17 protein-coding genes are annotated in these 23,199 nt (G+C 64.8%); 9 read left to right on the plus strand and 8 right to left on the minus strand.

The window, feature by feature from the left end:
- Positions 1–17: 17 nt before the first annotated feature.
- The 5 genes from RS897_RS24505 to RS897_RS24525 all read right to left on the minus strand — a co-directional run bounded on the left by RS897_RS24505 (position 18) and on the right by RS897_RS24525 (position 5,935).
- Positions 18–1,010: a 3-hydroxybutyryl-CoA dehydrogenase gene (locus RS897_RS24505; protein ID WP_315831304.1), complete on the minus strand. Its 993-nt coding sequence runs from the start codon at positions 1,008–1,010 to the stop codon at positions 18–20.
- A complete protein-coding gene (locus RS897_RS24510; protein WP_315831305.1) occupies positions 1,010–2,101 on the minus strand; it encodes an NAD/NADP-dependent octopine/nopaline dehydrogenase family protein in 1,092 nt (363 codons plus the stop codon). Before RS897_RS24510 ends, RS897_RS24505 begins: the two co-directional genes overlap by 1 nt.
- Positions 2,098–3,636 carry a class I adenylate-forming enzyme family protein gene (locus RS897_RS24515; RefSeq protein ID WP_315831306.1) on the minus strand — a complete coding sequence of 513 codons (1,539 nt, stop codon included), beginning with the start codon at positions 3,634–3,636 and terminating at the stop codon, positions 2,098–2,100. The genes RS897_RS24510 and RS897_RS24515 overlap by 4 nt, the downstream gene beginning before the upstream one ends.
- Before the next feature lie 188 nt (positions 3,637–3,824).
- Positions 3,825–5,120 carry an acyl-CoA dehydrogenase family protein gene (locus tag RS897_RS24520; RefSeq protein WP_315831307.1) on the minus strand — a complete coding sequence of 432 codons (1,296 nt, stop codon included), beginning with the start codon at positions 5,118–5,120 and terminating at the stop codon, positions 3,825–3,827.
- Positions 5,120–5,935: an alpha/beta fold hydrolase gene (locus RS897_RS24525; protein ID WP_315831308.1), complete on the minus strand. Its 816-nt coding sequence runs from the start codon at positions 5,933–5,935 to the stop codon at positions 5,120–5,122. The genes RS897_RS24520 and RS897_RS24525 overlap by 1 nt, the downstream gene beginning before the upstream one ends.
- A 271-nt stretch (positions 5,936–6,206) precedes the next feature.
- Between RS897_RS24525 and RS897_RS24530 the strand changes: the two genes are divergently transcribed.
- The 8 genes from RS897_RS24530 to RS897_RS24565 all read left to right on the plus strand — a co-directional run bounded on the left by RS897_RS24530 (position 6,207) and on the right by RS897_RS24565 (position 18,501).
- Positions 6,207–7,295 carry a ketopantoate reductase family protein gene (locus tag RS897_RS24530; protein WP_315831309.1) on the plus strand — a complete coding sequence of 363 codons (1,089 nt, stop codon included), beginning with the start codon at positions 6,207–6,209 and terminating at the stop codon, positions 7,293–7,295.
- 14 nt (positions 7,296–7,309) lie between these two features.
- Positions 7,310–8,113, plus strand: coding sequence for a class II aldolase/adducin family protein (locus tag RS897_RS24535; RefSeq protein WP_315831310.1), 804 nt, complete (start codon positions 7,310–7,312; stop codon positions 8,111–8,113).
- A gap of 222 nt (positions 8,114–8,335) precedes the next feature.
- Entirely contained in the window at positions 8,336–10,030 is a 1,695-nt protein-coding gene (ilvD, locus tag RS897_RS24540; protein ID WP_315831311.1) for a dihydroxy-acid dehydratase, read from the plus strand.
- Between the two features lie 191 nt (positions 10,031–10,221).
- Positions 10,222–11,100, plus strand: coding sequence for an NAD(P)-dependent oxidoreductase (locus RS897_RS24545; protein WP_315831312.1), 879 nt, complete (start codon positions 10,222–10,224; stop codon positions 11,098–11,100).
- Positions 11,101–11,326: 226 nt separating this feature from the next.
- On the plus strand, positions 11,327–16,174 hold the full coding sequence (locus RS897_RS24550; RefSeq protein WP_315831313.1) for an autotransporter domain-containing protein: 4,848 nt from the start codon (positions 11,327–11,329) through the stop codon (positions 16,172–16,174).
- A 239-nt stretch (positions 16,175–16,413) separates the two neighbouring features.
- Entirely contained in the window at positions 16,414–16,875 is a 462-nt protein-coding gene (locus RS897_RS24555) for an Rrf2 family transcriptional regulator (protein ID WP_315831314.1), read from the plus strand.
- Entirely contained in the window at positions 16,865–17,761 is an 897-nt protein-coding gene (locus RS897_RS24560; protein ID WP_315831315.1) for an NAD(P)/FAD-dependent oxidoreductase, read from the plus strand. Before RS897_RS24555 ends, RS897_RS24560 begins: the two co-directional genes overlap by 11 nt.
- A gap of 104 nt (positions 17,762–17,865) precedes the next feature.
- Positions 17,866–18,501, plus strand: coding sequence for an FMN-binding negative transcriptional regulator (locus RS897_RS24565; RefSeq protein WP_315831316.1), 636 nt, complete (start codon positions 17,866–17,868; stop codon positions 18,499–18,501).
- Positions 18,502–18,515: 14 nt separating this feature from the next.
- Here the strand turns inward: RS897_RS24565 and RS897_RS24570 are convergent, their stop codons facing one another.
- The 3 genes from RS897_RS24570 to RS897_RS24580 all read right to left on the minus strand — a co-directional run bounded on the left by RS897_RS24570 (position 18,516) and on the right by RS897_RS24580 (position 21,912).
- Positions 18,516–19,754: an aminotransferase class V-fold PLP-dependent enzyme gene (locus RS897_RS24570; protein WP_315831317.1), complete on the minus strand. Its 1,239-nt coding sequence runs from the start codon at positions 19,752–19,754 to the stop codon at positions 18,516–18,518.
- A gap of 22 nt (positions 19,755–19,776) precedes the next feature.
- Positions 19,777–21,270 (minus strand): flavin-containing monooxygenase, encoded by a 1,494-nt coding sequence (locus RS897_RS24575; protein ID WP_315831318.1) that lies wholly within the window; start codon positions 21,268–21,270, stop codon positions 19,777–19,779.
- 192 nt (positions 21,271–21,462) lie between these two features.
- Complete coding sequence (locus RS897_RS24580; RefSeq protein WP_315831319.1) at positions 21,463–21,912, minus strand: cupin domain-containing protein; 450 nt, start codon at positions 21,910–21,912, stop codon at positions 21,463–21,465.
- Between the two features lie 201 nt (positions 21,913–22,113).
- Between RS897_RS24580 and RS897_RS24585 the strand changes: the two genes are divergently transcribed.
- On the plus strand, positions 22,114–23,154 hold the full coding sequence (locus RS897_RS24585; protein ID WP_407654293.1) for an AraC family transcriptional regulator: 1,041 nt from the start codon (positions 22,114–22,116) through the stop codon (positions 23,152–23,154).
- Positions 23,155–23,199: the final 45 nt, after the last annotated feature.

Raw genomic sequence — 23,199 nt, forward strand, 5'->3', positions numbered from 1 at the left:
AAACGAGGTTGTGTGCCTCAATCCAGCACCGGCGGCTTCGCCAGTCCCATGCGCTTGAGCTGTTCGGCGAGCTCGTTCAGCCGCGCCTCGCGATAGGCGTCCACATCCATGCTGGCATAGTCCAGGAACCCCTGGCCGGTGCGCAGGCCGATGTGGCCATCCTTCATGTTGCGCTCGATGATATCAGGCGCGACATAGCGGTCGTTGTTCAGCGCGCCGGCCAGATAGCGGCTGGCGTAATACAGAATATCGCCGCCGCCCCAGTCAATGAATTCGAGCAGGCCGAGCACCGCGAAACGGAAGCCGAAGCCATATTTGATCGCCTTGTCGATATCGGCGGCGCTGGCGACGCCTTCCTCGACCATCCGCGCGGCCTCGTTCATGGCCAGCGCCTGGATCCGCGGCACGATGTAGCCGGGGCGCGCGGCGCAGACCACCGGCACCTTGCCGATCGATTCCAAAATGGCGGTCAGTTTCGCGGTGACGTCGGGTGAGGTTTTTTCGCCCGGTGACAGCTCGACCAGCGGCACCAGGTGCGCCGGGTTGAGCCAGTGGGCGTTGAGGAAGCGCTCGGGGTGCGCCACCGCGGGGGAGATGTCATCGACCAGGATGGTGGAGGTGGTCGAGGCGATGATCGGCGTCGGTCCCGCGAGCTGCGACGCTTTCGCCAGGGCCTCGCGCTTGAGGTCCACCACTTCGGGCACGCCTTCGAAGATCACCGCGGCTCCGGAGAGCGCCGCGCCGGCCTCGGCTTCCGGCACCACGCGCACGCGGGCCATCAGTGTGTCGATATTGTCCGGGGTCAGCGCATTGAGCCTGCCGAGGCTTTCGAGAATCTTGCGCACGTCGCCCAGCGCTTCGCTTGAGAGCTTGGCAAACGTATCGGCGTCGCGCGGCTTGAAATCGACGATCGCAACATCGTGGCCGGCATAGGCGAACGCCACCGTAATGCCGCGGCCCATGCGGCCGGCGCCAAGACAGGCAATGGCGGGACGTGTGGACGCCGGCATCAGGCAAATCCCTTCTGCAGCAGTTCCAATAGTCCGGCGCGGTCGAGGCGGCCGAGCCCGAGGCTCTGCAGCGTGCGGCCGCCCTCCAGGAAGTTCTCGCCGCAGATCGCGCCGCCGATGCTGAGGAAGGCCGTGGCGAGCGGCGTCGGCACGCCGGCCAGCCGCGCGACGGAGGTGAAGAAGGACAGGCCGACGCGCAGGTCCTCGCGCATGTAGCGATGTTCGGTCAGCACCAGCTGCTCGCGCCAGTCGCCGGAGTCTGTCAGCCGGTCATGGGAGCCGCGGCCGTACATCCACTCCTCGCCCTCCTTGGCGTAGTGGTTGGCGAGTGGAAAATGTGGCGCGCCATAACCGAGGCTTTCGCGGATCGCCATGCGCTCGGCGTCGAGCGCGTCGGTGACGCGGCGGATCGCGGCCTGGGTGCCTTCCTTGTGGATGTCCCAGCGTTCGAAATGCTCGATGGGGCCGGCATTCATCACGATCAACGGCGGATGGATGATGGGACCGGCGTTCATCAGCGCGCCCGACAGCGCATCGCCGCAGGGTTTGATGGCGCCGGGAAATGCTTCGGAGATCACCGCAATGGCGCGATCGGCGTCCGTGAGCGGAAACACGCCGACCGGCAGCCGCTTGGCGCGGATGGTGATGGCCACTTCAAATGGCCCGTGCTTGCGGGCGAGCCAGGGCAGGGTGCCGGTCTCGGCAAAGGCGACCTTTGCGCGATTGCCGGCATCGAACGCGGCCTTGGCGAAAATCAGGGAGCCGAAGGTGGCTGGCGGCAGGAACACGACCTGGCCGTCGGCGAGATGCGGGGCCAGCGCCGCCGCGATGTCGTGCTGGGCGAAGGCCGGCGCCGGGCAGAGGATCAACGCCGCATCACGCACCGCGTCCGCAATGTCGGTCGTCACCAGCACAAGCGTCACCTCATGGCGACCGCGCGCGTCCTTGACCGCGATACGCGACCCCTCAGCGCGATGCCGCGCGACCAATTCGGCGTCGCGCCGCCACAGCCGCACCTCATGTCCCTGCAGGGCGAAATCGCCCGCCGCCGCAAAAGAGCCGTTGCCGCCGCCAAGTACCGCAATCTTCACTGTGCGTCCCCTTTGATGTCCCGGGCTTCTTTGATCTTGAAATGCTGCACCTTTCCAAGTGCCGTGCGCGGCAGGTCGTCGACGAACACGATGTCGCGCGGCACCTTGAAGCGTGCGAGCTCGGCCAGCACATTCGCCATCAGCTGCGCCTTCAGCGTGTCCACCTCGCTCGTGCAGCCGGCACGGCGCACCACATAGGCGACCGGAACCTCCTGCCATTTCGGATCGGGCGCGCCGATCACGCCGACGTCGGCCACATCTGGATGTTCGAGCAGCACACGCTCGATCTCGGCGGGATAGATATTCTCGCCGCCGGAAATGATCATGTTCTTCTTGCGGTCATGCACCCAGACATAGCCGTCGCTGTCGCGGGTGCCGATATCGCCGGTGCGGTACCAGCCATCGTGCAGCGCCTGGCGGGTCGCCGCTTCGTTGCCCCAGTATTCGAAGAACACATTGGGGCCGCGCACGGCGATCTCGCCGGTGGCGCCATGCGGCAGCTCGGTGCCGTTGTCGTCGATGATGGCGGCCTCGCAGCAAAGCCCCGGCAGGCCGGTCGACCCACGGCGGGCAAGGTCGCCGCCGATACGGGTGTAGATCGATATCGGACAGGTCTCCGTCGAGCCGTACACCTGCAGCACCGGGATGCCGCGCGCGGTGAAGCGATCGATCAGCGCCGGCGGCACGATGGTCGAGCCGGTGGCGATGGCCTTCAGGCAGGAAAAATCGGTGCTGCTCCACGCCGGATGATCGAGCACCGCCTGCAGCGTCGCCGGCACCAGCACGGTGAGGGTGGGGCGCTCGTTCTGGATGGTGGCCAGCGTCTGGTCCGGGGTGAAACGCTCGTGAATGGTCACGGTGGCGCCATGATGCAGCGCCGGCGTGGTTTGGATGTTGAGGCCGCCGACATGGAAGAACGGCAGCACGGTCAGGACATGGTCGTCCGAGGTCAGGCCATGCATATGCTGGCTCATCACGCCGTTCCACAGCAGCGCCTCCTGCCGCAGCACCGCGCCCTTCGGCCGGCCGGTGGTGCCGGAGGTGTAGACGATCAGCAGCGGGCACGACGTATCGGTATGCGGGTTATGGCCGTCGCCCTGCGCATGAGTCAGCAGGTCATTGAACAGCAACCCGCGCGACGGCGTGAAATCGAGGCCGATCGCGCGGGCTTCCGGCAGCTCCGCACCGAGCTCCGGCAGCAGCGCGGCGAACGTCTGCTGCAGCACCACCACTTTCACCGCGGCGTCCGACAGGATGAACATCTGTTCTGCGACCGCCAGCCGCCAGTTCAGCGGCACCAGGATGGCGCCCAGACGCGCACAGGCGTAGAGCAGCACCAGATAGTCCGGATGATTGAGGCTGAGGATCGCCACGCGATCGCCGCGCCCGACTCCGAGTTCGGATTTCAGGGCGCGGGCTGTGGTCTCGATCCGCTGATGCAGCGCCGCATAGGTCAGCGTCTCGCCATTGAACAGCAGCGCCGGTTTGTCCGGTGTGAAGGCGGCATTGCGTGCGATGAGGGTTGAGAGGTCCACGGACGGCTATCCACAAGCTCGATCTAAGTGATCCGTCATCCTGAGGTGGCTGCGCGCAGCGCGGCCCTCGAAGGACGACGGCCCGGGCCGTGCATCCTTCGAGGCTCGCCGAGCGGTGCAAGTGCACCGCTACGCTCGCACCTCAGGATGACGGATAACATGGCACTACTCTTGTCGTATTCACTCGTTCACTCATCCGTCTCACCGGGCTCATACAGCGCCTCACGCCCGATGCGATCCAGACACAGCTCCGCCGTCCAGGGCAGCATCAGCGAGCCGCACCGGCTGTCGCGGTAGATCCGCTCCAGCGGCAATGTCTTCAGCATAGCTTGGCCGCCGCAGGTGCGGATCGCCAATCGCGCGATGTCATTGGCGCCTTCCATGGTGGCGTACTGCGCGGCGTAGGCGCGCAGTACCTGCTCCTTGCTCGGGTTGGGGCCCGCTTCGGTGATCGCCTGGAACCAGGTCGCCTTGATCTGCTCCAGCCTGACGTGCATCTCGGCCACCGCGATCTGCTTGGTCGGATACATCCGCCGCTTCACCGGCGGCGTGCCCGGCACTTCGCCGCGCAGGTATTTGACGGTGAAATCGTAGGCCGCCTGGGCGAGCCCCATATAGGTGGGTGAGAGCGTCAGGAACATGTGCGGCCAGCGCATCGCGGCCTGGAAGTAAACACCGCGCGGCAGCATCGCCGCGTCATCGGCGACAAACACATCCTTGAAAATCAGGGTGCGGGACACCGTGCCGCGCATGCCCAGCGGATCCCAGTCGCCGACCACCGAGACGCCGTCGGCTTTCGCCGGCACCGCCAGATAGAGCGTGTTGCGGCGCGAGGCCTTCTCGCCCTCGGCGATCTCCGTGCAGAGCACGCCGTAATAGTCGGCATGACCGGACAGCGAGGCGAAGATCTTCTTGCCGTTGACAATCCAGCCGCCTTTGACGGGCTTGGCTTCGGTGCCGAACGCGACACCGCCGGCGGCCGCGGCGCCACCTTCGGAGAACGGCTGCGAATAGATCGCGCCGTCATCGACAATGCGCTTGTAGTGCACCGCGCGCCGCTGCTCGTGCTCGGCGCGGGTCGCCGCATCCATCTCGAGATCATCGGCGAGGGGGCCCGACCACAGCGTCGAGCACACATGCATGTTCCAGGTCAGCGCGGTGGCGCCGCAGTAGCGGCCGATTTCGGCGGCGGTGACGGAATAGGTCTGATAGTCAGCGCCAAGGCCACCGAGTGCCTTGGGGATGGCGATGCCGAGCAGGCCGGAGCGATGCAAATCCTTGTAGTTCTCGGTCGGGAATTTGGCGTCGCGATCGTAAGCAGCTGCGCGTCCCGCGAACACGGTCTGTCCCAGTGCGCGCGCCCGGGTCATGATGTCGCCCTGGGCGTCGCTGAGGCGGAACGCCTTGGGATCAAAAATCGGCGCGTCGAGCTTGATGCTGTCGAGGTCCGCGGCGCGGGTGGCCTGGGGGGCGGATTGGCTCATCACGTCCTCTTTAAAGCAGTGGTCAGGAACTGATCGATCGTGGTGTTGAATTCGCCGGGGCGTTCGAGGCCGGCGAGATGGCCGACGCCCTGAAGTTCGGCATAAGCGGCAGCCGGAATGTAGGTCGCCATCTTGGCCATCATCGGTGCCGGCGCGTTGTTGTCCTTTGAGCCCGACAGCACCAGCGTCGGCACGGAAATTTTAGCTAGCGCGCTGCGCAGGTCGAAGCCCATCAGCGCCAGCATGGTGGCGCGGTAGGTGGCTTCCGGCACTGCCGCCATGCAATCGCGGGCGAGATCCATGCCCTGCGGATCGGGGGCATCGCCGACCAGCTCGCGCACCAGCGAGGGCGCGAGCTCAGCCATGGTGGCGCCGCGGTCGAGCGGACCGAGCCGGGCGTCGATGAATTGTTTCTGCCAGTCGCCGTCCGGCTTGCCGAAGGCGGGGCTGGTTTGCGCCAGCACCACGGCGCTTGCGATCTGCGGATCGCTGGCGAGCAATTGCTGCACGATCATGCCGCCGATGGAATGGCCGACCAGAGCGGGTTTGGTCGCACCTGCCGCTGCCAGGAAATCCTTCAATGCGGCGGCGAAGGTCTCGATGCTTGTGGCCGTAAGCGGCGCCGAGCCGCCATAGCCCGGCATGTCCCAGGCAAGGGCAAAAAAGCGGTCGCCGAAATGTTGCAGTTGCGCTCGCCAGGCGCGTGCGGCGCCGCCGATGCCATGGAGAAAGACCAGAGGTGGTGAATGGGGGGAGCCCGCAGCCTCGTAAGCGAAGCGCCCGTCACCGGTTGTCTTCAAGGCAATATCGACCATGACCGCTCTCACGTCTGTCAACGCACCGATCCTAGCAGGCCCCGAATATATGAAAAGCGATAATTTTATATTTGAAGCATTTTTTCCGTCCGCTTCGTGAAGTCGTTGATTCGGTTGGGCGTTGCGCGATTGTTGCAACGCAGCGCCCAAAAATCGTTCAACCTGCCACTCGCCTTGGCGCTAATTTGACCTTCTATTTTAGACTTAAAATGGTTGTACTGTGCGGGTGCGATGACCGGTCGTCATCGCGTCGTCTTGTGGACACGTCGTCATGGCATCAGCGATACGCAATGCTCTCGAATCGGCGGTCGCGATGTCCCATGATGAGTCTCCCGTTTCAAAACTGGCCGGCAGCAAGCCCGCGCGGATCTGCGTGGCGGGCTCGGGGGCCATCGGCGGCACCCTGGCGGCGAGGCTGGCGCTCGCCGGTCACGATGTCAGCGTGATCGCGCGCGGCGCCACTCTCGAGGCGATCCGCAGCTCCGGGCTGCGCCTGGTCGACACCACTGCAGTGAACGCGACACCGGTGCGGGCGGATGTGCGCGCTGCTGAGCGCGCCGAATTCGGCGTGCAGGACATCGTCTTCGTCTCGGTCAAGGCCCATGGCCTGCAAGACATGCTGCCGCAGCTTGCGCCGCTGATCGGCGAGCGCACCAGCGTGGTCCCCACCATCAATGGCCTGCCATGGTGGTACTTCCAGGGGGAAGGCGGCCGGTTCGACGGTGAAGCCGTGCATGCGGTCGATCCGGATGGCGCGCTGCTACGCGCGTTGCCATGGCGGCGGGTTGTCGGCTGCGTGGTCTATATTGCGGCTCACGTGACCGAGCCGGGACTGGTCGTCACCACCAACGCCAACCGGCTGATTCTCGGCGAGCCGGATCATCAGTTGAGCCCGCGCGTCACTGCGCTGTGCTGGTATCTGGAACGAGCCGGCATCAAGGCGGAAGCAACCGCGCGCATCCGCGACGCGATCTGGATCAAGCTGATGGCCAACCTTGCCACCAATCCGCTGTCGGTGGTCACCGGCGGCACGCTCAGCCAGTTGCACAGCGACGAGGGCACGCGCGCCATCATCCGCACCATCATGCAGGAAACGCTGTCGGTCGGCCGCGCTTATGGCGTGCAGCCGGTGGTCGACATCGAGCAGTTGCTGGCGCAGGGCCTCAAGCTCGGCGCGTTCAAGACCTCGATGCTGCAGGACTTCGAAAAAGGGCAGCCGCTGGAACTCGCCGGGATCGGCGACGCAGTGGTCGAGCTTGCCGCGCGCGCCGACATTCCGATCCCCGCCACGCGGCAACTGCTGGCGCTGGCGCGGTTCCGGTCACGGCACGAGCCATCGCCCGTGCAATCGAACGTTTAAGAGAGGCCGCCATCATGACGCAACTGTCGCCCATCCGCACCAATGCCACGCCGCGATGGAGCGACGAGGAATGGAGGCTCCGGATCCAACTCGCGGAGTTCTACCATCTGGTGGATTATCTCGGCTGGACCGAAATGATCTTCAATCATATCTCGGTGCGCGCTCCGGGCCCGGATCATCATTACCTGATCAATCCGTTCGGCCTCTATTATGACGAGGTCACGCCGGACAACCTGCTCAAGATCGATCTTGCCGGCCAGTTGGTCGAGCCGTCGCCGTATCCGGCCAATCCGGCCGGCTTCGCCCTGCACAGCGCCATTCACGGCGCCCGCGCCGATGCGCATTGCATCGTGCACACCCATACCACGCCGATCTCGGCGATCGCGCTCAAGCAGGACGGCTTCGGTCACGACGATTTCTACGGCGCGCAGCTGTTCGGCCGGGTCGGCTATCACACCTTCGAGGGCATCACGCTGTTCGCCGCGGAAAAGGAGCGCATGCTCGCGAGCCTCGGCGACCGCAACGTGCTGGTGCTGCGCAACCACGGCGTGGCGGTCTGCGAACAGGACATTCCACGCACGTTCATGCTGCTGTGGACGGTGCAGCGCGCCGCCGAGATTCAGACTGCGGCCGGCGCCATCCCCGGCGCCAATGTGGTGCTGACCGACGAGATCCGCGGCAAGTGCTCCGATCTTGCTGATCATCTGGTGGAAGACGCCGCCTTCGCCACCAAGCTGTTCGACGCCATTGTCCGCAAGATGCGCCGCAACCGCGGCGAGCTGTGGCCTGGGGATGATGGGGAGCGGCGGAGGGCATAAGGGCGGCCGGGAGGTCAGATCGGAACGTATGCTTGCGCTTGTCCAGCGACTTGGCTGCGCCAAGGCGCCGGGACAAGCCCGGCCGTGACGGCCTGGGGTATCGAGACGTATCGCCCCTTACCGGATGCCAATTTATCGCTTTGCATCCGGCCGCGCCGGGCGATATGCCATAATACTCTTTAAGCTTGAAGCATACCGCCCCTGAACCAGGACTGCCCCGTCATGAAGAAACTTCGGTCACGCGTCACCACCGATGGGCTCGACCGGGCGCCGCATCGGGCCTTCATGCGCGCCATGGGGCTTGACGATGCTGCGATTGCGAAGCCGATGGTCGGCGTGGTCAGCATGAAGGGCGAGCAGACGCCCTGCAACATGACACACGACTTCCAGGTCGCGGCGGCGAAAGAAGGCATCGCGGAGGCCGGCGGCACGCCGCGCGAATTCTCCACCATCTCCGTGTCCGACGGCATCAGCATGAACCACGAGGGCATGAAGTTTTCGCTGCTGTCGCGCGAATTGATCGCCGATTCCATCGAAGCGGTGGTGCATGGGCTGGCCTATGACGCCCTGATCGGATTCGGCGGCTGCGACAAAACGCTGCCCGGGGTGATGATGGGCATGATCCGCTGCAATCTGCCGTCGATCTTCATCTATGGCGGCAGTGCGCTGCCCGGGCGGTTTGCGGGACGTGATCTTACGGCGCTGGATTCCTATGAGGCGGTTGGCGCCGTGATGACCGGCGAGATGGACGAGGCGACGCTGGAGCGGATCGAACGCGCGTGCCTGCCGACCATCGGCGCCTGCGCCGGGCAGTTCACCGCCAACACCATGGCCATGGTGTCGGAGGCGATGGGACTGACGATCCCCAACATCTCCATGGTGCCGGGCGTCTACAGTGAACGCGCACAGCAATCGCGCCGGGCCGGGCGGCTGGTGATGGAGATGCTGGAGCGTGGCGGCCCGCTGCCGCGCGAGATCGTCACCCGCAAGGCGCTGGAGAACGGTGCTGCGATCGTGGCTGCCACCGGCGGCTCGACCAACGCCGCGCTGCATCTGCCGGCGCTCGCCAACGAGGCCGGTATCAAATTCAGCATCGACGATGTCGGCGAGGTGTTCGCGCGCACGCCGCTGATCGGCAACCTGCGCCCCGGCGGCAAATACACCGCCAAGGATGTCTATGACATCGGCGGCACCGCGGTGGTGATCCGCGCGCTGATCGAAAGCGGCCACATCGACGGATCCTGCATGACGGTGACCGGGTGGTCGCTCACCGCCGAATACGGCGAAGCCAACAAGCCGGATGGCGAGGTGATTTTCAGGACCGACGCGCCGATCATGCGCGACGGCGGTGTCGCGATCCTGAAAGGCAATCTCTGTCCCGACGGCGCGGTGATCAAGGTCGCGGGGCTGAAGAACCTGGTGTTCGAAGGCAAAGCGCGGGTGTTCGAGGATGAAGAGGGCTGCGTCGCCGCCGTGCGCGCGCGCGCCTACGAGGCCGGCGACGTGCTGATCATCCGCAACGAGGGGCCGGTCGGCGGCCCCGGCATGCGCGAGATGCTCGGCGTCACCGCATTGATTTACGGCCAGGGCATGGGCGAGAAGGTGGCGCTGGTCACCGACGGCCGCTTCTCCGGCGCGACCCGCGGCCTGTGCATCGGCTATGTCTCGCCGGAGGCTGTTGTCGGCGGACCGCTTGGGCTGGTCAAAACCGGTGACCCGATCCGGATCGATGCCGCGTCGCGCCGCATGGATCTCTTGGTCGACGACGACGAGCTCGCACGCCGACGCAAAGCCTGGACCGCGCCGCCGCCACGCCATCGCGCCGGCGCGCTCGCGAAGTATGCCAAGCTCGTTGGGCAGGCCCCGGGCGGCGCGGTGACCCATGACGGTGCCGCGCAATGGCCCTGGTTCGATTGAGGCCCAACTCCTCATCCTGAGGAGCCCGCGTAGCGGGCGTCTCGAAGGATGAGGCCCGCGCGGTGAGCACATCGGCCTCGTGGTTCGAGACGGCGGTTCGCGCCTCCTCACCATGAGGAGCCGAGCTGAGATTTTGGTGTGCGTGATAGCGCTCGCTGAGACGACGACAAACTCACTGGAAGGAACACCCCATGGAAACACTCGGTTACATCGGCCTCGGTTTGATGGGACTGCCGATGACGCGGCGACTGCTCGCAGCCGGCCACAGAGTGTCGGCGTGGAACCGCTCGCAGGCGAAGCTTGCCGAGGTGGTGCAATCTGGCGCCCAAGCGTTGAACAGCCCGGCTGAGGTCGCCGCCAGCGCCAGCATCATCTTCATGTGCCTGACCGACGCAAAAGCCGTCGAAGCGGTGGTGTTCGGCGCCGATGGGTTAGCGTCGGTCGCGGGCGAGGGCAAAGTGGTGGTGGATTTCTCCTCGATCCATCCCGACGCGACGCGCTCCATCGCCGAACGCCTGCGTGCCAAAAGCGGCATGCACTGGATCGATGCGCCGGTGTCCGGCGGCACCAAGGGCGCGGCCGAGGGAACGCTCGCGGTGATGGCCGGCGGCGATGCCGCCGACATCGCCCGCGTCACGCCTTATGTACTGGCGATGGCGCGCGGCTTCACCCACATGGGGCCGACCGGCGCCGGGCAAACCACCAAGCTGTGCAATCAGGTGATCGTCGGCTGCACCATGGCGGTGCTGGCGGAAGCCACGCGTCTGGCGGTGAATGCCGGCATCGATGCCAGGCGGCTGCCCGAAGCGCTGAAGGGCGGTTTCGCGGATTCGATTCCGCTGCAATTGTTCGTGCCGCGCATGGTCGACGCGATCCATTCGCCGCCGCTCGGCGGCTCGGCCATCATGCTGAAGGATCTCGACACCGTGCTCGATGTCGCGCAATCGAACGGCACGCCGGTGCCGATGGCCGGTCTTGCTGCGCAACTGTTCCGGATGTTGCAGGCGACGCGTGGCGATGACGCCGAAGCGCTGGAGATCTACAAGCTGAGCGGAGTCAGCAAGAGTTAGCTTTGGCAAGAGCCAATTCTCCTGCGCTTACGATTACGCAATCGATCAATCTGATTCAATGTTGAGCCAGATCTGAAGATTGCGTCGCGGCAACAGTGCAAGCGAAAAGCACGGAATCAGCGACACACCCACGTCATGCCCTCCCGCAATTATTGCTGCATGTGTCCGTAGGCGACATCTGCTGTAGTCGATGTTGCCGGATGAGACATGAGTGAGGGTTCCAGTTATGCGCGATACCAGCGTGATGACGTCGCGGTTCCACTTCGGCGCGGTTTCGCGAACACGTGTGGAGCGGAACAAAACTTATCTCACGTCCACCGCTCTCGCAGGCGGATTGTCTCTGCTCGGATTCGCGGCATTGCTTCCACAACAGGCTTTTGCTGCCTGTGTTGTCAGCAGCGGTTCCACTGCGGTGTGTTCCGGAACCAACACAACACCGCAGACGGTCACAGTCGATAACGCTGATGTCACGACCACGCCGGGGTTCAGCATCGACACCACTGCAAGCAGCGGCGACGCGCTGACGATTTCGGGTGCAGGCGCCATCTCTTATAACGACGCCAATGCATCGGCACTGCAGTCCACCTCAACAGCGCTTTCGGTGACAACAACGGGGAACTCCGGTGTCACGCCGGGCTCCCTGACCATCAACACCGGTGGAACCATCACGGGCGCCGACGGCTATGGCATCTATGCACGGAACTCCGGCAGCGGAGCCACCAGCATCACGGCGTCGGGTGCAGTAACCGCGTTCGGCAACGTCGGCTTTGGTATCGGCGCGATCTTCGTGCAGAACGATGCCACCGCCACGAATCTGACCGTGAACGCAGCGTCGGCGCGGGGGGATCTCTACGGAATCTGGGTCGACAATGCCGGCACCGGCGCGACCAGCATCACGGCCACCGGCACGGTGAGTGGCAGCGCCAGCGGCATCTACGCGCATAATGCTGCCTCGGCAACGGATCTGACCATCACAGCGGCGATCGTGGTCGGGAGCGATTTTGCCATCGATGCCCAGAATTCCGGCTCCGGCAAAACCAGCATCACCACGGGCGATGTGTTTGCGACAACGAACGGCATGATTGTTTCGAACGGCGTGACCGCGACCGATCTGACGGTCCGTACCGGGGCCGTGACCGGAGGGCGCAACGGAATCGGCATCTCGGTTTTCAACAACGGTACCGGAGCAACCAGCGTGACCACCACCGGTCTGGTCGAAGTCGGCACGGCTGGAACGGGCATCCAAGCCGCCAACGGCGGTTCGGCGACCGATCTCACGATCAGCACCGCGGCTGTGAACGGCGACGATTACGGCATCTACGCCGACAATGCCGGCCACGGCGCGACGCGGGTGACGGCGACCGGAGCAGTGACGGCCGCCGGCGTCGCGAATCCCGGTGCTACCGGAATCTTCGCACGCAATTCAGCTTCAGCGACAGACCTGACGGTGAATGCCGTCGATGTGAGCGGCGGCACCACCGGCATTTATGCCGAGAATGGCGGCACCGGCGTGACCGCCATTACGGCGACCGGCGATGTGGCGGGGCGGACCTCGGGCATCGTTGTCCGCAATGGCTCGACCGCAACCGATCTCACGGTGAATGCGGCCGCCGTCACCGGTGGGCAGGCCGGACGTTTCGGCATGGGGATTTCCGCGATCAACAACGGGACCGGTGCCACCAGCGTGACGGCCACTGGGCTTGTGGCAGGTGGTAACAGCGGAGAGGGCATCCACGCCGCCAACGGGACGTCGGCCACCAGTCTGACGGTGAAGGCGGCTGATGTCAGCGGCGACACCTATGGCATCTTCGCCGACAATGCCGGCACCGGAGCGACCAGCATCACAGCGACGGGTGCTGTGACCGTGGCCGGCGTTTCCGGCCCGGGCGCGGCCGGTATTTTCGCGCGCAATGCAGCGTCCGCAACCGACCTGACCATCAACGCTGCCGCTGTGAGCAGCACCAGTTACGGCATCTATACCGAGAACCGCGGCCGGGGCGCGACCAGTGTCACCGCCACGGGCGACGTCGTGGCGCCCCTGATCTACGGCATTGTTGCCGTCAACGGGCAAGTGACCTTCAATGACTCCGGGAGTATCACCGACGTCGCGGCATCAAACGGCACCGATCTGACGGTGAAGGCCGCCGCGGTAACCGGCGCCGCGGCGGGCATCTATGCCTGGAACGCCGGGACTGGAGCGACCAGCGTGACGGTGACGGGCTCCGTTTCAGGCAACAGCCAGGTCGGCAGCGGAAGCGGAATCTTCGCGCAGAACGGCGCGACGGCGACAAGCCTGACGGTCCATGCAGCGGCGGTGAGCGGTGATGGTTACGGCCTTTACGTCCATAATTCCGGTACTGGCGCAACCAGCATCACGACAACCGGTGCGGTGATCGGATCCGGCGATGCCGGTGTTGGCACCGGCATCTTCGCCCAGAACGAGGCTACAGCGACCAGCCTGACCCTGAAAACGGCGGCGGTGCAGGGCGACATCTGGGGCATTCAAACCTACAACGCGGGGACCGGTGCGACCAGCATCACCGCGACTGGCGCCGTCACCGGGATTATCGGGATCGATGCCCGCAATGCGGCGTCGGCAACGGATCTGACGATCAATGCGACGGTCGCGGGTGGCCGCGATGAGGGCATCATCGCGGCGAACGCCGGCACCGGCGCAACCCGCGTCACCGTCACAGGCGGGGTATTCGCGCTGTCGAGCGGTATTCTGGCCTTCAACGGGGCGAGAGCCACCGATCTGACGGTGAATGCAGCAATGGTGACCGCTAACCGAAACGGTCTTGGCATTTCTGCGAGCAACAGCGGCACGGGTGCAACCAGCGTCACCGCCACCGGCCGGGTGAGCAGCGGCACCAACGGAGAAGGCATTCACGTCAGCAACGCGAGTTCGGCGACCAGCCTGACGGTGAGTGCCACTGATGTCAGCAGCGATGCCTACGGCATCTACGCCGACAATGCCGGCATCGGGGCGACCAGTGTGACGGCCAGCGGTGCGGTCATCGCTGCCGGCATCGCGGTTCCCGACGCGGTCGGCATCTTCGCGCGCAATTCCGCTTCGGCGACCAGCCTGCGGGTGGATGCGGCTGATGTCAGCGGCGGCAGCTATGGCATCTATGCCGAGAACCGCGGCCGCGAATCCACCAGCATCACGGCGCGCGGCATCGTCGAAGGTGGTGTCGCAGGCATCGATGTCGTATCGACCCAGATCGCCTTGATCCGGATCACCGGCGCGAATGCAGAGGTGCGCAATGCGTCGCGCGATCCCTCGGCGGCCGCCATCGTCACCAGCGGCGGATCAGTCACCCTGTTCAACGAAGCGCGTCTGACCGGAACGGTGCAACTGGGCGGCGCCGGCAATCTTGTGCTGAACAGCGGCGTCTGGACCACGGCCGGCGGCCTCAACGCCTTCGGCACCGGCGGCAACACCCTGATCAACACCGGCACGATCGCAGCCGCCGTCTCTGGCGCCCAGGCGGAAACGACGCGGTTCAATGGCCTTGCCAATTTCAGCAACAGCGGCTTGCTCACCTTGCAGGATGGTGGCGCCGGGGACACCGTTCGTTTCAGCGGCAATCTCATTTCCACCGCCGGCTCCGTCCAGGCCATCGACCTCAACAAGGCCGGCCAATCGGACCGCATCCTGGTGGATGGTGTTGCGAGCATCGGCGGCACGACGCTCAATGTTGCCAACCAGGGCGGTTTCACCGTGGGCACGCGCTACACAGTGCTGACCGCGACCGGGGCCCTGATCGGAACCTATGGAAACATCACCGGCAGCGGCGCCTTCATCGGTCTGGTCGACACATATGACGCCCACAACGCCTATCTCGACGTCACCCAGGCGCGCACCTTCAGGGCCGCCGCACTGACGCGCAACCAGGTCGCCATCAGCACCAGTCTCGATGCACTGGAGACCACCGACACCAGCAATGCGGTGTACAAGGCCGTGGTCAATTCCGCGACCGATAGCCAGGCCCGGGTGTCGTTCGATGCTCTGTCGGGCGCGGTGCATGCCTCGGGGCAGACCGCGCTGATCGAGAACAGCCATTTCGTCAGCGACTCCGCGATCGATCGCATTCGTCAGAGCTTCGACGCCGTTGGTGCGCCGTCCATGCAAGGGGCGATGCCTGTGATGTCGTTTGCAGCGGATGCGCCGGTCTCGCCTGCGCTCGATGCCATGGCTTATGCGATGCCAACCAAGGCGCGGCCGATGCGCGCGCCGGAGCCGGAATCCACGCTTGCGATTTGGGGGCAGGGGTTCGGCTCCTGGGGCCACACTGGCGGCGACGGCAACGCCGCTGCAGTGAACCGCTCCACCGGCGGCATCGTCACCGGCATCGACGGAGTTGTTGCCGAGACGTGGCGGCTCGGTCTGATGGCCGGCTACAGCCGCAGCAATTTCAGCGTGTCGGACGTGGCATCCTCCGGCCAGAGCGACAACTATCATGTCGGCGTCTATGGCGGCACCCAGTGGGGCCCGCTCGGCTTCCGTGCCGGCGCCGTCTACACCTGGCATGACATCTCGACTGTGCGCTCGGTCAATGCGCCGGGCTTCTCCGATCGCTTGCGCGCCGACTACAACGCCAACACGACGCAGGCGTTCGGCGAATTCGGCTATCGGCTGGACTGGTATCGCGTGGCGCTGGAGCCGTTCGTCAATCTCGCCCACGTCCATATGCACACCGACGGCTTTGCGGAAAGCGGCGGGCTGGCCGCCCTGACCAGCATCGGCACCACGACCGACACCACCTTCACCACGCTCGGCCTGCGCGGTGCCACGAGCTTCATGCTGGGCCCCGTAGCTACCACCGCGCGCGGCACGCTGGGCTGGCGCCATGCGTTCGGGGATGTCACGCCGCTGAGCACATTTGCCTTCGCCGGCAGCAGCGCTTTCTCGGTCGCAGGCGTGCCGCTGGCGAAGGACGCCGCGGTGGTCGAGGCGGGACTCGATTTCGCTGTGACCCGCGCCGCCACGGTCGGCGTTACTTATGGCGGCCAGTTCGGCGACAATGCGCGCGATCAGAATGTGCGGGGCACGCTCGCCATCAAATTCTGAGTTCGGGACTGAAGTGCGTCGGCGCTCTATTGATGTTGAATTAACTCCGTCATCCTGAGGTGCGAGCGAAAGCGAGCCTCGAAGGATGCTCGGCCGTGGCCGTCGCCCTTCGAGGGCCGCACTACGCGCGGCCGCCTCAGGATGACGGATAACGTTGATCGAACCATCTCGCTTTAGGTCGCTGCGAAAAACTTCGCGCCCTCTTGACGTCTGCCGTTTCACGTATCATATCAAGTTACATGAGACGAGACAGCAGACTTTCTGGCGTTCTCCATGTGCTGCTGCACATGGCGGAGCGGGACGTGCCGATGACCTCGGAGGAACTAGCGGCCTGCATGGGCACCAACGCCGTGGTCGTGCGGCGCACGATGGCCGGATTGCGCGAGGCCGGATTCGTCCGTTCTGAGAAGGGCCATGGCGGCGGCTGGACCATCGCGCGGGATCTCAAGACAGTGTCGCTGCGTGACGTCTACCAGGCGCTGGGCGAACCCGTTCTGCTCGCCATCGGGCACCGCACCGAAAGTCCAGGATGCCTCGTCGAGCAGGCGGTGAACGCCGCGCTCGGCGATGCCTTCCGCGATGCGGAGGCCTTGCTGATCGAACGCCTCGGCGATGTGTCGCTGGCTGATCTCGCCGATGATTTCAGGAAGCGCTACGCCGCGCACCGGCGCAGCCACAAAGGACACGGACATGCAGGTTGATGCAATCATTGTCGGCGGCAGTTATGCGGGCATGGCAGCGGGGCTCCAACTGGCACGCGCACGACGCCAGGTGCTGGTGATCGACGCCGGCCAGCGCCGCAATCGTTTCACCCGGGCATCGCACGGCTTCCTCGGTCAGGACGGCAAGCCGCCGGAGGTCATCGCCAACGAGGCGCGGGCGCAGCTCATGGCCTATCCGACCGTGAGCTGGATCGACGCCACGGCGGAGCATGCGGACGGATCGATGGATGCATTTAGCGTGACGGCGTCGGGCACCACGCACCAGGCGAGGCGCCTGATTCTGGCAACAGGCGTCGTTGACGACCTGCCCGAGGTGGCGGGATTGCGCGAGCGCTGGGGCCGCAGCGTGTTCGTCTGTCCTTATTGCGACGGTTATGAATTGAATCAGGGGCGGATTGGCGTGCTGGCGGCGGATGCCCGCTCATTCCATCACGCCATGCTGCTTCCCGAATGGGGGAGCGTTACTCTGTTTACCAACGGTGCGTATGAGCCCAGCGCCGATGAGCGGACCGCGCTTGCGCGGCGAGGCGTTGTGATCGAGCCCACGCTTGTTGCTGAGATCGGTGGCGAGGCCGCGACGGTCATGCTGGTTGATGGCCGTTCCATTGCACTCAGCGGATTGTTCGTGCTGCCGCGCACCCGTATAGCGAGTCCGCTCGCCGCGCAGCTCGGCTGCGGTCTCGAGGACGGGATGTTCGGGCCGATCATCACAACGGATCCAATGAAGGCAACATCGGTGGCCGGCGTCTACGCCTGTGGTGACGTCGCACGGATGATGGCATCGGTGTCCCTTGCCGTCGCCGACGGGGCCATGGCCGGCGTTTCGGCACATCAGTCCCTGGTCTTCAATCCGATCCCACACTGAGCACTTTGGCCCCCTGTTCTTGTGTGAAATTGGATGTTTATGGCGGTCCGGGTTCGGTGCACATTTTGCCTCTCAATCCGAGGACGATGCAAAGGACGATCGCCGTGTACATTCCGCCAGCTTTTATCGACAGTGATCTGTCGTCTGTCCACGCCACCATCCGTGAGGCGCGGCTGGCCAATCTGGTCACCGCCACCGCGCAAGGCTTGATTTCAACGCCGCTGCCGCTGTTTCTGGACGAGACCGAGGGAGCGCAGGGCGTATTGTACGGCCATGTGGCGCGCGCCAACCCACAGTGGAACGAACCGCCGGCCGGCGAGGCGCTGGCCATCTTCATGGGGCCGGACGCCTATGTGACGCCGTCCTGGTACGCGACCAAGCGGGAGACCGGAAAGGTGGTGCCGACCTGGAACTACATCGCCGTGCATGCCTATGGTCCGGTCGAATTCTTCGAGGATCCGCAGCGGCTGCTCGCGGTGGTGACGCGGCTGACCAACCTTCATGAGGGACCGCGTGCGGCAATCGGGGCCGAGCCCTGGGCGGTGAACGATGCGCCGGAGGATTTCATCAAGGCGCAATTGCGCGGCATCGTCGGCCTGCGACTGCCGATCGCGCGGCTGGAGGGCAAGCGCAAGATGAGCCAGAATCGCAATGCGCAGGACCGGACAGGTGTGGTGGAAGGACTGGCCGCGAGCGCAAACGCCGAGGACAGGATCGTGGCCGGCCTTATTCCGAAATGAAGGACGGGCGCGGTTCAGCCGTCCTTGCGATCGTCCCTGCACCGGTCCGACAGGACCCGTCCAAGCACCTCGATGAACCGCGCGATTTCATCGGTGTGTGTGTACGCATGGGGTGAGACACGCAGCACGTTCTGCAGGCCGCGGGCATCGAGCTCTTGCGGGGCGTAGATGCGTTCCTGGCTGGCGATGGCAATGCCGTCCTCGGCGAGGGCGAACACCACCTCGGACGACGGCACCCCATTGCACGTGAATGTCAGGAAAGCAGCATCGCCGTTGGCGGGCTCATGGACCGTGACGCCTTCGCATGTGGCGAGGTCACTACGAAGTTGCCGCAGCCGTTCATTGATGGTGGCGGTGACGGCGCCCTGGCCGGCATCGAGCAGTTCACCCAGCGCCGCGCCAAAGCCGAGCCGGCCGGCGACGCTGAATTCATGGCCCTCAAAGCGCCCGGCATCGCCGCGCGGCGTGGGCTCTCCCGCATCCGACCAGACGAAACCGCCGAGATCCATCAGTGGCGGGCTGGTCAGGCGCAGAAGGGCTGCGCTGGAGAGCGCCGCCACGGCCTGGCCGCGCGGCCCGCGCAGCCATTTGCGCGCCGGTGCCGTTATCACATCGGCGCGTGTGTCGCGAAGCGACAGGGGAAAGCGCCCCAGGGCCTGAGCGGCGTCGATGAAATAGAGGCAGCCCGGCGGCCGTTCCAGCGCGCCGATCTCGGCCACCGGCTGGCGCAGGCCGTAAACGCTCGACACGGCTGTCACCGCGAGCAGGCGAACGTCAGGGGCGAGCCGCGTGGTCAACCGCTCAAGATTGATCTTTCCGGTGGCGTCGGTCGGGATCGTCTCGATGTCGAAACCAAGCTCCCGGCCCATCACCTGGATGGCCAGCAGATTACCGCCCCATTCGCCGCGCGAGACCAGGATGCGTCCGCCCTTCGCAAAACGTTGGGAGCTAAACAGCAGTGACCAGAGCTGGGCGCAGGTGCTGCCGAACGCGATCTGGTCGGGACGGCAGTCGAGCAATGTCGCGGCGCACTGGCGGGTTGTCGCCAATCCCTCCTGCGCCTTGGTTAACGCGGCCTGCAGTCCGATTTTCGCCTCGAGATCGAGATGCGCCCTGACTGTGGCGACGACATCGGCGGCTGGCAGCGCTGCGCTGCCAGCATTGAGATGCAGCAGGGACGCGACGCCGGGCGTGCGCGATCGATAAGCTCCGGCATCGAAAGATGCCGGGGAACCTTGCGTCGGGCCGTTCATGATATCTCGCGGCAGGGGTTGGTCACGTCGCCACTTTATACGCCGGGGCTGCGGCAAGGAAGCGTGCATAGGCGTCCGCATCGGGCGGGCTGAATTTCTCCACCAGCGGATTGCGGCGCCGCTTGCCGGTGCCGATATCGGTCATCAATTCGTCGAAATGCTTGAAGTGATAGGGGGCTACGCAGAGCCCGCCATAAACGCCGGCCGCCGGCCGCTCCACCCGCTTGAAATGCAGCATCATGGCGATGTTGTCGCGCATCTCGGCTTGGCTCGGCTGCCGCGCGAGCTGGCCGTCGGCATAACGCACCAGCCAGTTCGCCGCGAGATCGGCACATAGCACCGTGCAGAAGCTGGAGTTGAAGCCGACGAAGCCGATATCCGGCAGGTCCGGATTGGCGATCAGCCGGTAGAGCTTGTACTGCCCGTCGGCATCAACCAGCTTGTCGCGATAGGCATCCGGTAGAAACGGAACACCGAGCTCGTAGCCGATCGCGAGCACGGCGAGGTCGGCATCGATGCGCTCGCCACCGGTCATCACGATGGTGTTGCCGTCGTAGCGATCGAAGGTGCCGCGCACCGCCTTGATGCGGCCATCGGCTACCATGGGAAAGAAATTCGGGGTCGCGATCGGCACCGAGCAGTTGACCCCATCCTCGATCCGCGTTTCCGGCACCATGTTGCACTTGCCGAGCTTGAGTTGCAGTTTCAGCAGGCTCTCCAGCCCGCGCCAGTTCGCCCACACCAGCGGCTTCGCCACCGCGTGCGCCAGCCGTGACAGCGGCCCGATGCCCCAGCTGCGGAACATTTCCTCCTGCGCGCGGATATAGAGGATGCGCTTGAAGTTGATCAGGCCGCCGATGAAATAGGGAATCCGCCACACCGGTTCGCGATAGACGATAGTCACGGCGCTGGCGCCGGAGTTGACCGCGTTGACGGCAATGTCGGTTGCCGACTTCGAACCGCCGAGCACGACGACCTTCTTCCTCCCGACGAGGGCCGGATCGTTATACTCCGACGAATGCAGGATCCGGCCACCCTGCGCCTTGAAGGCCTCGTCGCCGGGATGGCTGATGGTCTGCTTCTCGTTGAACTGCCCGGTGCAGACGGCAACGAAATCGAAGTCCTCGCGGCTGCTGCCGCCGTCCGGGTTGCGCAGATCGAGCGTCCATCCCGGCTGTCCATCCGCGCGACGGTTCATCTGCAATACACACGTGTTGAAGCGCATGGCGCGGTCGAGGCCGTGGTCGCGGGCGTAATCGTGCAGATAAGCCTGCACCTGCGGTCCCTTCGGCCATTCCGGATAGGACGCCGGCATGGCCTTGTCGGTGTAGCGATAGAGCTCCTTCGGACTCTGGGTCTGCACGTCGGGATAGGAGCGGGCCGGCTCCCAGACGCCGCCGAGGTCGCCGCTGCGCTCAATGATGGTGATGCGATGTCCCTGCCGGGAAAACGCCTTTGCCGCGGCCAGTCCCGATATACCGGCGCCGATGATGCCAACACGCTTCTGTTTGACCATGAGAAAAATCTCTCCCGTCCGATGAAATCGGTTGTGGTGCTTCAAAACTATTTTGTCAGGCGAAGCCGTATCGACATTCACTGTGTCATCACCGGGCTTGTCCCGGTGATCCCGCTTAGGGCGCAGTGCGTCCCTGGTCGGGGTTGCCGGGACAAGCCCGGCAACGACAAAGGAAGTTGCCGAACGCGATTCCTACTCGTTCGCTTCCGGCGGCAGAAAATTCACCTCGTGCTCGGCCGAGACGCGAACCACCTCGGCGGGATCGGCGAGATTGTGCAGCTTGTCGAACAGGGCTTCCAGCTTCTGCGCCGGCGAGACCCAGAACAGTGCGCGGGCCGGCTTGTCGGATTTGTTGAAATAGCCGTGCGGAATACCGCGCGGCAGCCGCACCAGGTCGCCCGCCTTGGCCTTGACCCACACGCCGTCAAGCTTGAGGTCGAGCTCGCCCTCCTGCACCAGGATGAACTCCTCCTGGCTCGGGTGGATGTGCACCGGCACGAACTGTCCGGGTTCGCTGTTGGTCTCGAACGCGAAGGTCGAGTCCGTGACGGCTTTGGGAAAATAGACCTGACCAAGGATATTCCAGGTCTTGCCACCGTAGCCGGTGCCGTTTGCGGTAATGCCTTTTTCGAGCGCTGCCATCGATACCCCCTGGTTGAGACTGGATGGCGCAGGCTGGCGTGGCCGGGGAGGGCTGTCTAGCCGTTAAACGAATCCCCCGTTGCTGCGATGCAGGATGGACCGCCTGCGCAACGATCGAGCAATCTGGCGTGCAAAACCGCTTTCGTAACGGCCGACCCGATATATTGTAGGTTTCAAATAATCTGGGAAGGCCGCCAGGTCATGATGAGGGGCGAGGGCACGCTGCAAGCTGATGGTGATCCGCGATGGTCGGCTGCCGCGATCCGGCTTGCCGCGTTTAACCGTGTGGCGACCGATAGTGTCGACGCTGCCGCCGAGGCGGTCGGGCGCATCTTTTGTCCCCACGACCTGAAACCCGTCCACCACGCTTCGCCGGACTTCTACACCCTGCACAACAGCGCCGCCTTCGAAGGCTTCTCCATCAACTACGTGGCCTATGGCGGATCGGTGTCGATTGATCCGGGCTGCCTCGAACGATTTTTCCTGGTGCAGATCCCGATCACGGGATCGGCGCGTGTGCGCACCGCAGCGTGCGAGGTTGCCACAGGGCCCGATCGCGTCGGTTCGTTGCTGTCGCCCACGATCCCGACCCGCATGACGTGGCAAGGTGATTGCGCCCAATTGATCCTGCTGGTCGAACGGCGGCTGGTGGAGCAGCGGGCGGCGGCGCTGGCGGGGACGTCGAGACGCACCGTCGAGTTCGATCCGGCTGTCGATCTGGAAACGGCCCCCGGCCGAGCGCTGCAGTCGCAGATCGCGCATCTGGTCGACGTCGCTGAAAGCCTTGGGCCGGGCCGCAGCCTTGCGCCGAACGCCGCCGCCGATCTGCGCGAGGCAATTCTGGATGGCCTGCTCAACGGCCAGCGCCATGGCCTGAGCGATGCGATCGCGGTGTTCGACGGCCGGGCGGAAACCCTGCCACGTGCGTTGAAGCGGGTACGGGACCATCTGCATGCAGAGGCGACCGAGCCGCTTGATCTCGCTGGGCTTGCTGCGGTTGCGGGCATCGGCATCCGCGCCCTGCAGCTTGGGTTCAAGCGGCACTTTGGAACGTCGATTTCCGACATGCTGCTCGATATTCGCCTGGCGCATCTCAATGCCCGGTTGCGGAATGCCGATCCCAGTGCGCGCATCACCGACATCGCCTTTGATCTCGGCTTCACCCATTTGAGCCGGATGGCAAGCGCCTATCGGGACAAGTTCGGCGAAACGCCATCAACGACGCTGCGCAAGCCCAGCTAGATCGTTGAATATTGCGCGATGATTGCATGGGGCCAGCGCATCCCC

It is taken from the genome of Bradyrhizobium prioriisuperbiae (genome assembly GCF_032397745.1).
Lineage (GTDB): Bacteria > Pseudomonadota > Alphaproteobacteria > Rhizobiales > Xanthobacteraceae > Bradyrhizobium_A > Bradyrhizobium_A prioriisuperbiae.